This is a genomic window from Rhodococcus sp. BP-349, assembly GCF_019835845.1.
Lineage (GTDB): Bacteria > Actinomycetota > Actinomycetes > Mycobacteriales > Mycobacteriaceae > Rhodococcoides.
This window is the reverse complement of sequence record NZ_JABUDR010000003.1, coordinates 364,341-378,313: the sequence shown is the minus strand read 5'-3', so window position 1 is coordinate 378,313 and position 13,973 is coordinate 364,341. Positions and strand designations below refer to the sequence as shown.

General features: G+C 68.2%; 14 protein-coding genes. 2 read left to right on the top strand and 12 right to left on the bottom strand.

The features are described 5' to 3' along the window. Positions 1-19: 19 nt before the first annotated feature. Genes HQ325_RS18170 through HQ325_RS18150 form a run of 5 tightly spaced genes read right to left on the bottom strand, consistent with a single transcriptional unit; the run spans position 20 to position 3,846 of the window. The gene (locus tag HQ325_RS18170; protein WP_222631590.1) at positions 20-1,300 is read right to left on the bottom strand and encodes an adenosylmethionine--8-amino-7-oxononanoate transaminase; all 1,281 of its coding nucleotides are present in this window, start codon (positions 1,298-1,300) and stop codon (positions 20-22) included. Further along, positions 1,297-1,701, bottom strand: a complete 405-nt coding sequence (locus HQ325_RS18165) for a hypothetical protein (RefSeq protein ID WP_056075588.1) — start codon at positions 1,699-1,701, stop codon at positions 1,297-1,299. The genes HQ325_RS18170 and HQ325_RS18165 overlap by 4 nt, the downstream gene beginning before the upstream one ends. Continuing rightward, positions 1,698-2,504, bottom strand: a complete 807-nt coding sequence (locus HQ325_RS18160) for an isoprenyl transferase (protein ID WP_222631588.1) — start codon at positions 2,502-2,504, stop codon at positions 1,698-1,700. The genes HQ325_RS18165 and HQ325_RS18160 overlap by 4 nt, the downstream gene beginning before the upstream one ends. Then, on the bottom strand, positions 2,455-3,288 hold the full coding sequence (gene recO, locus HQ325_RS18155) for a DNA repair protein RecO (RefSeq protein ID WP_027505725.1): 834 nt from the start codon (positions 3,286-3,288) through the stop codon (positions 2,455-2,457). The genes HQ325_RS18160 and recO overlap by 50 nt, the downstream gene beginning before the upstream one ends. Before the next feature lie 57 nt (positions 3,289-3,345). After that, the gene (locus HQ325_RS18150; RefSeq protein WP_222631586.1) at positions 3,346-3,846 is read right to left on the bottom strand and encodes an SRPBCC family protein; all 501 of its coding nucleotides are present in this window, start codon (positions 3,844-3,846) and stop codon (positions 3,346-3,348) included. 138 nt (positions 3,847-3,984) lie between these two features. Here HQ325_RS18150 and HQ325_RS18145 point away from each other — a divergent pair, with 138 nt between their 5' ends. Beyond that, positions 3,985-6,354 (top strand): FdhF/YdeP family oxidoreductase, encoded by a 2,370-nt coding sequence (locus tag HQ325_RS18145; protein WP_222631585.1) that lies wholly within the window; start codon positions 3,985-3,987, stop codon positions 6,352-6,354. A 55-nt stretch (positions 6,355-6,409) separates the two neighbouring features. On the opposite strand, the gene era is transcribed toward HQ325_RS18145, so the two are convergent. From era to hrcA, 7 genes are all read right to left on the bottom strand, one after another. Continuing rightward, a complete protein-coding gene (era, locus tag HQ325_RS18140; protein WP_027505722.1) occupies positions 6,410-7,318 on the bottom strand; it encodes a GTPase Era in 909 nt (302 codons plus the stop codon). Next, positions 7,305-8,642 carry a hemolysin family protein gene (locus tag HQ325_RS18135; RefSeq protein WP_222631584.1) on the bottom strand — a complete coding sequence of 446 codons (1,338 nt, stop codon included), beginning with the start codon at positions 8,640-8,642 and terminating at the stop codon, positions 7,305-7,307. The genes era and HQ325_RS18135 overlap by 14 nt, the downstream gene beginning before the upstream one ends. Beyond that, a complete protein-coding gene (gene ybeY, locus HQ325_RS18130) occupies positions 8,639-9,202 on the bottom strand; it encodes an rRNA maturation RNase YbeY (protein ID WP_027505720.1) in 564 nt (187 codons plus the stop codon). Before ybeY ends, HQ325_RS18135 begins: the two co-directional genes overlap by 4 nt. Positions 9,203-9,269: 67 nt before the next feature. Then, positions 9,270-10,289, bottom strand: a complete 1,020-nt coding sequence (locus HQ325_RS18125) for a PhoH family protein (RefSeq protein WP_056446329.1) — start codon at positions 10,287-10,289, stop codon at positions 9,270-9,272. Between the two features lie 217 nt (positions 10,290-10,506). Then, the gene (locus tag HQ325_RS18120; protein ID WP_222631583.1) at positions 10,507-11,271 is read right to left on the bottom strand and encodes a 16S rRNA (uracil(1498)-N(3))-methyltransferase; all 765 of its coding nucleotides are present in this window, start codon (positions 11,269-11,271) and stop codon (positions 10,507-10,509) included. Between the two features lie 18 nt (positions 11,272-11,289). Beyond that, positions 11,290-12,441, bottom strand: coding sequence for a molecular chaperone DnaJ (dnaJ, locus tag HQ325_RS18115; RefSeq protein WP_222632534.1), 1,152 nt, complete (start codon positions 12,439-12,441; stop codon positions 11,290-11,292). A 73-nt stretch (positions 12,442-12,514) separates the two neighbouring features. Beyond that, complete coding sequence (hrcA, locus tag HQ325_RS18110; protein ID WP_222631582.1) at positions 12,515-13,558, bottom strand: heat-inducible transcriptional repressor HrcA; 1,044 nt, start codon at positions 13,556-13,558, stop codon at positions 12,515-12,517. 107 nt (positions 13,559-13,665) lie between these two features. Here hrcA and HQ325_RS18105 point away from each other — a divergent pair, with 107 nt between their 5' ends. Next, complete coding sequence (locus tag HQ325_RS18105; RefSeq protein ID WP_027505715.1) at positions 13,666-13,971, top strand: type II toxin-antitoxin system VapB family antitoxin; 306 nt, start codon at positions 13,666-13,668, stop codon at positions 13,969-13,971. Positions 13,972-13,973: the final 2 nt, after the last annotated feature.

Here is a 13,973-nt window from a genome sequence, read left to right as displayed (position 1 = left end):
GCATGGACTTGAACAGTGTTCAAGTTTGCGTGGCTGCGGCCGCGCACACCAGTGCTTCCCCGATCGCACGGATGTCGTCGGCCGTGCAGACGTAGGGCGGCATCGCGTAGATCAGATTCCGGAACGGCCGGATCCACACGCCGCGGGCCATGGCGGCCGCGGTCGCGAGCGCGACGTCGACCTCACGGTCGAGCTCGATCACACCGATACCGCCGAGCACCCGCACGTCGCGGACGATCGGCAGAGCATTCGCACGGACCAACTCGCGGCCGAGACCCGTCTTGATCGCCGCGACCTCCGCCCGCCAATCCCGTGCCAACAGAAGTTCCGTCGACGCCACCGCCACAGCGCACGCCAACGGATTCGCCATGAAGGTCGGGCCGTGCATCAGACCGCCCGCGGGCCCCGCGCTGATGACCGACGCCACCTCCGCCGTGCACAGCGTCGCAGCCATCGACAGGTACCCACCCGTCAGCGCCTTGCCGACGCAGAGGATGTCCGGGCCGACACCGGCGTGCTCGGACGCGAACAACGTTCCGGTGCGGCCGAATCCGGTGGCGATCTCGTCGAGGATCAAAAGGACGTCGTGGTCGGAGCACGCCTCACGAAGCACGCGAACGTAGCGTGGGTCGTGGAATCTCATACCGCCGGCGCCCTGGACGACGGGTTCGACGATGACCGCCGCCAGCTCGGACGCGCGGCGCTCGATCGTCTCGCGCAGCATCGCCGCATAGCTCTCGTCGAACGGTGTGTCCGATCGCGGCGGCGCGTCGACGAACACCTGCTCCGCCAGGACTCCCGACCACGCCGAGTGCATGCCGCCGTCGGGGTCGCACACGCTCATCGGCGTGAAAGTGTCACCGTGGTAGCCGCCGCGCCATGTCAGGAGCCGGCGTTTGTCGGGGCGTCCCAGGGCCCGGTGATACTGGAGCGCCATCTTGACCGCCACTTCGACGGACACCGAGCCGGAGTCGCAGAAGAACACCCGCTCGAGCCCCTCCGGGGTGATCCTCACCAGCAGTTCCGCCAGCCTGGCCGCCGGCTCGTGCGTCAGACCGCCGAACATGACGTGACTCATGGCGCCCAGTTGCGCCGTAACGGCAGCGTCGAGGACCGGGTGGCCGTACCCGTGGACGGCAGCCCACCACGAACTCATGCCGTCGATCAGCGAGCGCCCGTCGTCCAACGTGATGCGCACGCCCGCAGCCGATGTCACCACCGCCGGACGCGGAGACGGGAATCCCGAATACGGGTGCCAGATGTGTTCGGCGTCGATGTCGCCGACGCTCCGACGGGTCACGGGACGAGGCCGACGCGCGCCTTCTCGACACCGGAGAGCACCAACACCAGCATCGTCATCAACGGCTCGTCGTCCAGTCCGGACGCCGGGAACGTGTAGCGCATGACGACGTCTGCCTGCGATCCGTGCGTGGTCAGGGAGATGGATCCGAATTGCGATTCACTGTTGCGCACAGCGACTTTCCCGCGCAGAGTGCCCGAGGACGGACGATCCCAGGCCAGCACCGCCGTCAACGAGAGGACCTCGAGACCGGGACTGAGAGCCACTGCGCGCAGCGAACACAGAGCTCCGGCATACGAGAATCCGAGCGATCCGTCGTCTCCGACGCTGACGTCGGCGAATTGGCCGAGGGCGAGACGGGCACGATCCTGCAGTGCCCTCACGATGTCGTCCTCACTCATTTTACACCTCCGAATCTGCGGTCACGAGAGGCGTATTCGACACAGGCGGCCCACAGGTCGCGACGGTCGAAATCGGGGAAGAGCTTTTCCTGGAACACCATCTCGGCGTACGCCGACTGCCAGATCAGGAAGTTGGAGGTGCGTTGCTCGCCGGACGGACGCAGGAACAGATCGACGTCCGGCATGTCGGGCTCGTCCAGATACTTGGCGAACGACGCCTCGGAGATCTTGTCCGGATCGAGTTGGCCGGCGGCAGCTCGCCGCGCGATTTCCCGCGCTGCGTCGACGATCTCGGCCCGACCGCCGTAGTTGACGCACATCGTCAACGTCATGACGGTGTTGTCCTTCGTCAGCTCCTCCGCCGTCTCGAGCTCGGTGATGACGCTGCGCCACAGACGAGGTCGGCGCCCCGCCCAGCGGACGCGCACCCCCATCTCGTGCATCTCGTCGCGGCGGCGGCGGATGACGTCGCGGTTGAAGCCCATGAGGAACTTCACCTCGTCCGGGCTGCGGCGCCAGTTCTCCGTCGAGAACGCGTAGGCGGACAACCACCGCACGCCGATGTCGATGCATCCGCAGACCGTGTCCATGAGGACGGCTTCGCCGCGCTCATGGCCCGCGGTGCGGGGCAGTCCGCGATCCTGCGCCCAGCGTCCGTTGCCATCCATGACGAGCGCCACGTGGCGGGGAATCAGCTCGGGCTGCAGGATCGGCGCGCGGGCACCGGACGGGTGCGGATCGGGCGCGCGGACTTCACGCCGGGTGGGCTGCTCGCGTGGACTTCGACGGATCACGGGTCTCATCCTGCCCGACCGGAGTTTCTCCGGCGGGCGCGGACCCGGCGGTCCCGGACCCGCCGCTGCGTTCGACGAAGGGCAGGGTGCGGAGTTGCCGTTCGAGATGCCACTGCAGGTGTGCGGCCACCAGACCGCTCGCCTGCACGCGCATCGAGTCGGTCGACGCCTCGGTACCCGCCCAGTCGCCGCTCTGCAGAGCCGACATCAGGTCGAGCACTCCCACCGAGGGTGTGCTGGACCCGGCGGGGCGGCAGTGGGTGCACACCGCTCCCCCGGCGGAGACGTGGAACGCGCGATGCGGGCCGGGCGCGGCACACGTCGCGCACTCGTCCAGCGACGGAGCCCATCCGGCGAAGTTCATCGCCCGCAGCAGGAACGCGTCGAGCACCAGTTCCGAGTCGCGAGCCCCGGAGGCCAGGGTGCGCAGCGCGCCGACGGTCAGGTGGTGCAGGCGAGGCGCCGGAGCGTGTTCCTCACCCGCCAGCCGCTCGGAGGTCTCGAGGACGGCGCACCCCGTGGTGTAGCGGCCGTAGTCGGCGACGATGTCGGATGCGAACGACTCGACGGTCTGCACCTGCGTCACGATGTCGAGGTTGCGACCGGGATACAGCTGCACGTCGATGTAGGCGAACGGCTCGAGCCGGGCGCCGAACTTCGACGTCGTGCGGCGCACGCCCTTCGCCACTGCGCGTACGAGTCCGTGGCGGCGAGTGAGGAGCGTGACGATGCGGTCGGCCTCACCGAGCTTGTGCTGGCGCAGGACGACGGCATGATCGCGATACGACCTCACACTCCACCTCTGCTCGCCGGCACCCTGTCATTGTCCCACGCAGGACGACCGGCGAGGTCAGGGAGCGCCGAGCTCGGCCTGCAGATTCGCCAGCGTCCGCGCGATATTGCGGCGCTGGAAGGACGAGAAGGAACTCCCCCCGGTGGCCACCTTGTCGAACAGCGCGGCCACCGCGTCGGGCCACGGCCGATCGTCCGTCCACGTCTCGGTGACACGGGTGCCGCCGTTCACCGGCGTGAAGGTGTACTCCCAGCTCGCGTTCCGTGCGCGGACGATCGGCTTGCCGGGCCCGATGACCTCCACCCGGAACGCGAATCGCCGTGCGGGCTCGGCGGCTGTCACCACGCACCGCGTGCTCCACGTCGCCCGGCCACGCTTGTTGCGCCCGACGAACGTCATGCCCTCGTAGGTTCCTCCGCGGAGCGGCGCGTCCACCACCGCTCCCGTGTTCTCGGGGCTCCACCGATGCGTCTGCGTCGGGTCGCTGACCAGTGCGTAGACCTCGTCGGGCGATGCCGCGACGTCGACGTGATCGGACACGGTGCGAGTTCTCGTCATGGCCTCACGCTAGGCGACGGGTACGGAACCGTCGGCGCGGGTAGACAGGGAGGGAGCGCGCGGTCCGGCAGGTCGTGTCGGAGCGGCGCTCTACCCTCGATCAGAGGGGCACGCGCGACACGAAGGAGTGACAGATCGATGACACGCACACGCGACTCTCGGGACTACGACGAGGCCGACCTGTCGATCGAGAAGCCGAAGACGCATGCCGCCGGTCCGACCGCCGTCGCTGTCTCGATGAAGCGCTCGCTCGAGCGCATGGGCCCGGTGCGCACCGCTCGGACCCTGCTCGAACTGAACCAGGCCGAGGGCTTCGACTGCATGAGCTGCGCATGGCCCGATCCGGATCCGGGCCACCGGCACGCCGCGGAGTTCTGCGAGAACGGCGCGAAGGCCGTGGCCGAGGAAGCCGACAAGCGTCGCGCCACCCCGGACTTCTTCGCGCGCCACAGCATCGCCGACCTCGACTCGCACAGTGAGCACTGGCTCGGCCAGCAGGGGCGCATCACGCACCCGATGGTCAAGCGCTCGGGCGGTACCCACTACGAGGAGATCGGGTGGAACGAGGCGTTCGACCTCATCGGCGAGGAGTTGCGCTCGCTGCACCCGGACGAGGCCACGTTCTACACGTCGGGTCGCGCGTCGAACGAGTCCGCGTTCGTCTACCAGCTCTTCGTCCGCGCCTACGGCACCAACAACCTGCCGGACTGTTCCAACATGTGCCACGAGTCCACGTCCTTCGCCCTGCAGGAGTCGATGGGCATCGGCAAGGCCAGCGTCGTGCTCGACGACGTGTACGGCGCGGACCTCATCATCCTGGCCGGACAGAACCCGGGCACCAACCACCCGCGCATGCTGTCCGCGCTGGAGAAGGCCAAGCAGAACGGCGCCAAGATCCTGGCGATCAACCCGCTGCGCGAGGCCGGCCTCATCAATTTCAAGAATCCGCAGACGCCGCGCGGCATGGTGGGCCCCGGCACCGATCTCGAGGACATGCACCTACCGATCCGCATCAACGGCGACCTGGCGCTCTTCCAGGCCATCGGCAAGCTGCTGGTCGAGTGGGACGCCCTCGATCACGAGTTCATCGAGAAGTACACCAACAACTTCGATCTCTGGAAGCAGCACGTCTCGGCGGTCGACTGGGACGAGGTGGAGACGGTCACCGGTCTCTCCCGAGCGCAGATCACCGACGCAGCGAAGCTTCTGCGTGACTCGAAGGCCACCGTCTTCTGCTGGGCCATGGGGATCACGCAGCACCGCAACGCCGTGAACACCGTCAAGGAGATCACCAACCTCGCGTTCGCCCAGGGCAACATCGGTAAGGCCAACGCGGGTGTACTGCCTGTGCGCGGCCACTCGAACGTGCAGGGCGACCGCACCATGGGCATTTGGGAGCGGGTGCCGAAGCACTTCCTCGACGCACTCGAGAGCGAGTTCGGCTTCGATCCGCCCCGCGAGAACGGTCTCGACACGATCGACTCGATCCGCGGGATGCGCGATGGCAAGGTGAAGTTCTTCCTCGGTCTCGGCGGCAACTTCGCCCAGGCCACGCCGGACAGCACCGTCACCTTCGATGCCATGCGCAAGACGAACATGACGGTGCACATCTCGACGAAGATCAACCGCTCGCACCTCGTCACCGGGGACGTGGCGCTGATCCTGCCGACCAAGGGCCGCACCGAGAAGGACATCCAGGCCAGCGGGCCGCAGTGGATCAGCGTCGAGGACTCGACGTGCTCGGTGCACTCCTCCCGCGGTCCGCTCGATCCGCCCAGCCCGCACGTCAAGTCCGAGGTCGAGATCATCACGCAGATCGCGGAAGCCACGATCGGCGACCGCTACGGTCTCGACTGGAAGGGTATGCGCGACGACTACCGCACCATCCGTCAGCACATCTCGCGGGTGGTTCCGGGGTGCGAGGGCTACGAGGTCAACGCTCGTCGGCCCGGAGGCTTCGTCCTCCCCCACCCGCCGCGGGACTCGCGGACCTTCCAGACGGAGTCCGGCCTCGCCGAGTTCTTCGTCTCGCCCATCGAAGCACTGCAGGTGCCGCCGAAGCACCTTCTGCTGCAGACGTTCCGGAGCCACGATCAGTTCAACACCACGATCTACGGGCTCAGCGACCGGTACCGGGGAATCGAGGGCGGCCGCCGCGTCGTGTTCGTCAACCGCGGGGACATCGCGGAACTCGGCATGAAGGACGGCGACTTCGTCGACATCACCACCAAGTGGGACGACGACGACGTGGTGCGCGTCGCCGAGAACTTCCGGATCGTCGAGTACCAGACGCCCAAGGGGTCCGCGGCCGCCTACTACCCGGAGACCAACCCGCTGGTTCCGTTGGACTCGTCGGCGACCGACAGCAACTGCCCCACGTCGAAGTCGATCGTCGTCTCGTTGAGTCCGGCCAGGGCCGGCAGCCCGGGAGTGGGGCACGGCGGCCAGGACGCCATGCGCTCCGACGAGCACCACAAGACTCAGACAGAGCCTGAGCACCTGTCCTGAACCTGCACCCGGAACTACCGTGTCGCGACGATGGAGCGCGGCACGGTAGCGCGGGTCAGAAGCCCAGCTTGCCCATCTGCTTGGGATCGCGCTGCCAGTCCTTGGCCACCTTGACGCGGAGGTCGAGGTAGATGCGGGTGCCGAGCAGCTTCTCGATCTGACCGCGAGCCGCTGTACCCACGTCGCGCAGTCGAGCGCCACCCTTGCCGATGACGATCGCCTTCTGCGACTGACGTTCGACGTAGAGAATGGCGTGCACGTCCAGCATCGTGTCCGACCCCTCGCGGGGCCCGACCTCCTCGATGACCACGGCCAGGGAGTGCGGGAGCTCGTCGTGCACTCCCTCGAGCGCCGCCTCCCGGATCAACTCGGCCATGAGGGTCTCCTCCGGCTCGTCCGTCAGCTCACCGTCGGGGTAGAACGCAGGCCCGGGCGGCAACACCTTCGCGAAGACGTCGACGACGACCTCCACCTGCTCGCCGGACGCGGCGGACACGGGGACCACCTCGCAGTCCGGACCGAGCAGGTTCGAGACGGCGATCAGCTGCTCCATGACGCGCTGCTTGGAGACCTTGTCGATCTTGGTCACCAGACCGACCAGCGCTGTCCTGCCCGCGTTGTGGCGGACCTGCTCCAAGATCCAGCGATCGCCGGGGCCGATCTTCTCGTCCGCCGGGATGCAGAGACCGATGGCGTCGACCTCCGAGTAGGTGTCGCGCACCAGGTCGTTCAGACGCTGCCCGAGCAGGGTCCTCGGCCGGTGCAGGCCCGGGGTGTCCACGAGGATCAGCTGCGCGTGGTCCCGGTGCACGATGCCCCGAATGGTGTGGCGTGTGGTCTGGGGCCGGGAGGACGTGATGGCGATCTTGGCTCCCACCAGGGCATTCGTCAGAGTGGACTTGCCGGTGTTGGGCCGTCCGACGAAGCACACGAACCCGGAGTGGAAGTCGTCAGTCTCGGTCATGGTCGATCTCGTCTCTCTCGTCCGACGACTCGGAGTCCTCGTCGTCGGCGTCCGGTTCGGGAAGCTTCTCGGCGGTCACGGTGCTCACGCGCACTCGTCCGCGCGCATCGGAGCCGCCCTCGGCCACCAGGATCAACCCGTGTGCCTCGACACGGGCGCCCGGCAGCGGGACGCGCCCGATCTCGTAGGACAGCAGGCCGCCGACGGTGTCCACCTCGTCGTTGTCGATCTCGATGTCGAACAGTTCGCCGAGGTCCTCGAGAGGAAGCCTGGACGACACCCGGAAGCGGCCGTCCTCGAGTTCCTCGATCGGGGCCACCTCGTCGGTGTCGTACTCGTCCGCGATCTCGCCGACGATCTCCTCGAGCACGTCCTCGATGGTGACGAGGCCGGCGACACCGCCGTACTCGTCCACCAGGACCGCCATGTGCTTGCGGTCCCTCTGCATCTCGGCCAGCAGGCTGTCCAGCGGCTTGGAGTCCGGGACGAACACCGCGGGACGCATGACCTCGTCGACACGCACGCTGCGGCCACCGTCGGACGACGTGTACGTCTGTTGCACGAGGTCCTTGAGATAGACGACGCCGAGGATGTCGTCGACGTTCTCGCCGATCACCGGGATCCGCGAATGCCCGCTCCGCACGGCGAGGGTGGTCGCCTGTCCGGCGGACTTGTCACGCTCGATCCACACCATCTCGGTGCGCGGCACCATCACCTCGCGTGCGGAGGTGTCGCCGAGCTCGAACACGGACTGGATCATGCGGCGCTCGTCGTCGGCGACCACGCCGCGCTCCTGCGCCATGTCGACGAGTTCCCGCAGTTCGATCTCGGAGGCGAAGGGACCGTTGCGAAAGCCACGGCCGGGCGTGATCGCATTGCCGACGAGAATGAGCAACCGGCTCACCGGGCCCAGCAGGATGCCGATGGCGCGCAGCGGGTAGGACGACCCCAGCGAGAGGGAGTACGCGTGCTGGCGGCCGAGTGTGCGGGGTCCCACGCCGATGACGACGTAGTCGACCACCACCATGACGCCGGCGGCGATGGCCAGTGCCTGCGCCGGCGCGAGCAGGTCCAGCAACGCTCCGGCGAGCAGGACCGTGGACCCGATCTCGCACAGGATGCGCAGCAGGACCATGAGATTCACGTACCGCGGACGGTCCTCGAGGATGCGGAGCAGTTCGCTCGCCCCGCCCCGAGATTCCTTCACCATCTCCTCGACGCGTGCAGAGGAGACGGTGTTGACGGCGGAGTCGATGGCGGCGAAGAGGCCGCCGAGAGGGACGAGGACAACCGCGAGCACGATCAGTGCCGGAGCGCTGGTCACCGGGTCGACTCACCACCGGCATCGGTCCGGGGATTCGCGAAACCGGTGCTGCCCAACAGTTTCGCGTCCCGAGCAGCAGACAGAGCGTCGCGCTCGGCCTGGCGCAGGCTCTCGTACCAGTCCTCGAGGATGCTGTTCTGCAGGCCGAACATCTCCTTCTCCTCGTCCGGCTCCGCGTGGTCGTAGCCGAGGAGGTGCAGCACGCCGTGCACGGTGAGGAGTGCGAGTTCGTGCTCGAGCGGGTGCCCGGCCTTCTCGGCCTGGTCCGCCGCGAACGACGGGCACAGCACGATGTCTCCGAGCATCGACGGACCGGGGTCCGGTGAGTCCGGGCGACCGCCCGGCTCGAGCTCGTCCATCGGGAACGACATCACGTCGGTGGGACCTGGCAGGTCCATCCAGCGCATGTGGAGATCGGCCATGGTGGCGGAGTCGACGAGGACCATGGACAGCTCGGCTGCCGGATGCACGTCCATCTGCGCGATGGCGTAGCGCGCGACCGCGATCAGATCCTCTTCTCCGACGTCCATCCCGGATTCGTTGGAGACCTCGATGCTCATGCGAACACCGTACTAGTGCTCGGCGACGCCCCAGTCCACGACGACTCCGTGCCCGTGCACGCCCACATCAGTGGTGCGCGGCGCGGGGACCGCCACTGCGACGCGCAGCGCGGTTGGCGGACTTGGCGTCCGCGGCGTCGAAGCGGTCGTAGGCGTCGACGATGTCGGAGACCAGTCGGTGCCGGACCACGTCGCTGCTGTCGAGCTTGGCGAAGTGGATGTCGTCGATGTCCACCAGGATCTCGGTGGCGGCACGCAGTCCCGAGCGCGATCCGCCGGGGAGATCCACCTGGGTGATGTCCCCGGTGACGACGATCTTCGAGTTGAAGCCGAGGCGGGTCAGGAACATTTTCATCTGCTCGGCCGTGGTGTTCTGCGCCTCGTCGAGGATGATGAACGCGTCGTTCAGCGTGCGGCCACGCATGTAGGCCAGCGGTGCGACCTCGATGATGCCCGCCTGCATGAGCTTCGGGATGGCTTCGACGTCCATCATGTCGTGCAGCGCGTCGTGCAGCGGACGCAGGTACGGATCGATCTTGTCGTGCAGTGTGCCGGGGAGGAACCCGAGTCGCTCCCCCGCCTCGACGGCCGGGCGCGTGAGGATGATGCGGCTGACCTGCTTCGCCTGCAGAGCCTGCACCGCCTTGGCCATGGCCAGGTAGGTCTTGCCCGTTCCGGCGGGACCCACGCCGAACACGATGGTATTGGCGTCGATCGCGTCGACGTAGCGCTTCTGGTTCAGCGTCTTGGGCCGGATGGTCTTGCCGCGTCGGGACAGGATGTCCAGGCTCAGGACCTCGGCGGGAGACTCGCTCACGCCGCGACTGAGCATCGCGACCGTGCGCCGCACCGCGTCCGGAGTGACCGGTCCGCCGGCGACCACGACGGCGGCGAGCTCGGTGAGCACCCGCTTGCCGACGGCGATGTCGGACGGTGCCCCCTCGAACGTGACGACGTTGCCACGTACGTGGATCTCGGCGGAGAGCACCTGCTCGAGCGCCCGGAGGTTGCCGTCGGCGGACCCGAGCAGAGGGAACATCACGGCGGGGTCGAGTTCGATGGACTCGGTCACACGCGCCTCGGTCAGAACCGGGCGTGAGGACTGCCGCTTCTGTCCGCGGGACGCACGAGTGGTGTCCTGCGCATCGTCACCTCTGGTGCCGACGAAAGGGATGTTGTCACTCACGTGGTGGCTATGGCCTTCTCTCGGTTCTCGACTCTCGATGCGGGACGAGTTCGACTGCGTCCCGTCCTGCTCTCCACTCTAGCCATTGCGTCGACGAGTGCATTTTCCCTATCGCGGGTCACACGCTGGGCGGTGCGCCGGACCAGCGATCGGTCAGGACGCCGAGCGCGCCCAACGCCACGGCCGCCGCGGTCGATGTCCGCAGGACGGTCGGCCCCAGGAGCGCGGGCGTCGCGCCGGCACCGACGAGCATGTCGATCTCCGTGTCGTCGAGCCCGCCCTCGGGTCCGACGACGAGCACCACCTCGGGTGCGCCGCGGAACGGGAGGTCCGCGAAGGCCCCGGGGGCAGCCTCGTGCAGCGCGACCACGATGCCCCCACGTGCGACGACGCCCTCGACCAGGCTGCGCACCATCCGAGTGTCGTGCAGGTCGGCGACGTCGGGAACGAAGGCACGCCGCGCCTGCTTGGCGGCCGCGGTGGCAGCGTTCCGCCACTTCGCGACACCTTTGACGGCCTTCGGGCCGTCCCATCGCGACACGCAGCGCAGCGATTGCCACGGCACGATCGCGTCCGCACCCGCCTCGGTCGCCGTCTCGACGGCCAGTTCCGAGCGCTCCGACTTCGGGAGCGCCTGGATCACGGTCACCGTGGGCCGGGGCGGCTCCGCGGTGGTGACGGAGAGCACCGTGAACGAGAGCCGGGCCTTCTCGACGCCGGTGACCTCGACGGCCGCGAGCGAACCGCGGCCGTCCGACAGCACCAGCCGCTCACCGACGGTCGTCCGGCGCACCGTGGCCGCGTGCCGACCTTCGGCCCCGTCCAACGCGCCCGACTCCCCCGGAGACGGCAGCGGATCGAGGAAGTAGACGGTGGCCGCCACCAGTGGTCCCCCGCCCGATCAGCGACTGAAGGCGTCGCGCAGACGGGAGAACAGTCCCCCGGTGTGCTGCGACGCGGTGGTGACCACCTCGGCGTTGTCGCGCTCGCGGTGAGTGCGCAGTTGCTGCAGCAACTTGGTCTCCGTGGAGTCCAGGCGGGCCGGGACGACCACCTCGAGGTGCGCGTGCAGATCGCCGCGGACACCGCTGCGCAGCTTGGGCATGCCGTGACCGCGCAGGACCTGCACCGAGCCGGGCTGCGTGCCGGGATCGACGGTGATCGTCGTGGGACCGTCGAGAATCGCGTCGACGCTGACGGACGTGCCCAGGGCGGCGTCCGCCATCGGCACGCGGATGGTGCAGTGCAGATCGTCACCGTCGCGGACGAACACGTCGTGCGACTTCTCGACCACCTCGGCGTACACGTCACCGGCGGGACCGCCGCCGGGGCCGACCTCGCCCTGCGCCGCGAGGCGGATGCGCATCCCGCTGCCGACCCCGGCCGGCACCTTCACGGCCAGCTCGCGGCGGGCACGCACGCGCCCGTCGCCGCCACACTTGCGGCAGGGATCGGGGATCGTCTCGCCCGCGCCGCGGCAGGTGGGGCACGGACGTGCCGTCATGACCTGTCCGAGGAACGACCGCTGGACCGACTGGACCTCGCCGGCACCGTTGCAGGTCTCACAGCGGACCGGCGTCGAGTCGCCGTTGGTTCCGGAACCGGTGCAGACGTCGCACAGCACGGCCGTCTCGACCGCGATGTGCTTGGTGACGCCGGTGGCGCACTCCTCCAGCGTGAGCGAGGTGCGCAGCAGCGAGTCCGAGCCGGGCTGGACACGACCGCGGGGCCCGCGGGTACCACCGCCGTTGCCGCCGAAGAACGCCTCGAACACGTCGCCGAGTCCGCCGCCGAAGCCGGCACCGCCGAAGCCGCCTGCTCCGCCTCCGCCGCCACTCTCGAGCGGATCGCCACCGAGATCGACGATGCGTCGCTTCTCGGGATCGGACAGCACCTCGTACGCAGAGCTGATGTCCTTGAAGCGGGCCTGGGCCGACTCGTCGGGGTTGACGTCGGGGTGGAACTCACGCGCGAGTTTGCGATACGCGCGCTTGATCTCCTGGTCCGACGCCTTGTTGTCGACGCCCAGAGTTCCGTAATAGTCGCGTGCCACGTGTGTACTCATATCCTCTTGATGGAAGGTGGTTCGGAAAAAGTTCGGGTGGGGCAGGTGAGTGCACCGGCCGTCATCGTTCGGCCAGCACCTCTCCGATGTATCGAGCAACAGCCGCGACCGACGCGATCGTTCCCGGGTAGTCCATTCTCGTGGGGCCGAGCACACCCATACCGCCCAGCACGTTGCCCGCCGAGCCGTAGCCGGTGGAGACCACCGAGGTGCCCCGCATCTCCGGGGCCATGGTCTCCTCGCCGATCCGGACGGTCACCCGGCCCGTGTCCTGCGTCGCGGCGATGAGCTTGAGCACCACGACCTGTTCCTCCAGCGCTTCGAGTACCGAGCGCAGTGACCCGGGAAACCCGCTGAGAGCCGCGAAGTCGGCAGCGTTGCGCGTCAGGTTGGCGGTGCCGCCGAGCACGAGCCGCTCCTCCGGGTGTTCGACGAGCGTCTCGACCAGCACGGTCGACGAGCGCACCACGGCGTCGCGCAGATCGTCGGGCGCCGTCTCGGCGAGTTCGGCCACCGCCGCGGAGGCCAGGGCGAGACGCTTGCCCTCCAGCGCGCCCCCGAGCAGCGACCGCAGACGCGAGAGGTCCTCGTCGTCGATGACGTCGCCGAGTTCGACGATGCGCTGATCGACGCGGCCGGAGTCTGTGATGAGCACCAGCAACAGTCGCGCCGGCGTCAGGGCCACCACCTCGAGATGGCGGACCGACGACGCGGACAGCGTCGGGTACTGCACGACGGCGACCTGACGGGTCAGCTGGGCGAGCAGGCGAACACCGCGCCGCAACACGTCGTCCAGGTCGACGCCGGTGTCGAGGAACTGCAGGATCGCCCGTCGCTCCGCCGCGGAGAGCGGCTTGACGTCGGCGATGCGATCGACGAACTGCCGGTAGCCCTTGTCGGTGGGGATACGACCCGAGCTGGTGTGCGGCTGCGTGATGTAACCCTCGGCCTCCAGCACGGCCATGTCGTTGCGCACGGTCGCGCTGGACACTCCCAGGTTGTGTCGATCGACCAGTGCTTTCGATCCGATGGGCTCCTGCGTCGCGACATAGTCGGCGACCAGGGCACGCAGGACCTCGAAACGTCGATCCTCCGTACTCGACATCGCAACCCTCCTACGCTCGGGACCGGTGGCTGTGCGGGACCAGCCGATTCTAGTCGGCGACGCGCGGGTGCCCCATTCCGCTCGCCCGAGTCACTACTGTGACCGGTGTGATCTTCAAGGGAGTGCGCGACGGCAAGCCGTATCCGGAGCACGGTCTGTCGCTCCGCGACTGGTCCAAGATTCCGCCACGTCAGTTGCGCCTGGACGAGATCGTGACCACCACGAAGGTGCTCGAACTCGACCGTCTGCTGTCCGAGGACAGCACGTTCTACGGGGACCTGTTTCCCCATGCCGTGCATTACCACGGCGTCGTGTACCTCGAGGACGGCCTGCACCGGGCGGTGCGGGCTGCGCTGCGAAACCGTGTCGTCCTGCACGCGCGGGTGTTCGATTACGACGCGATCGGGGCCTGAGC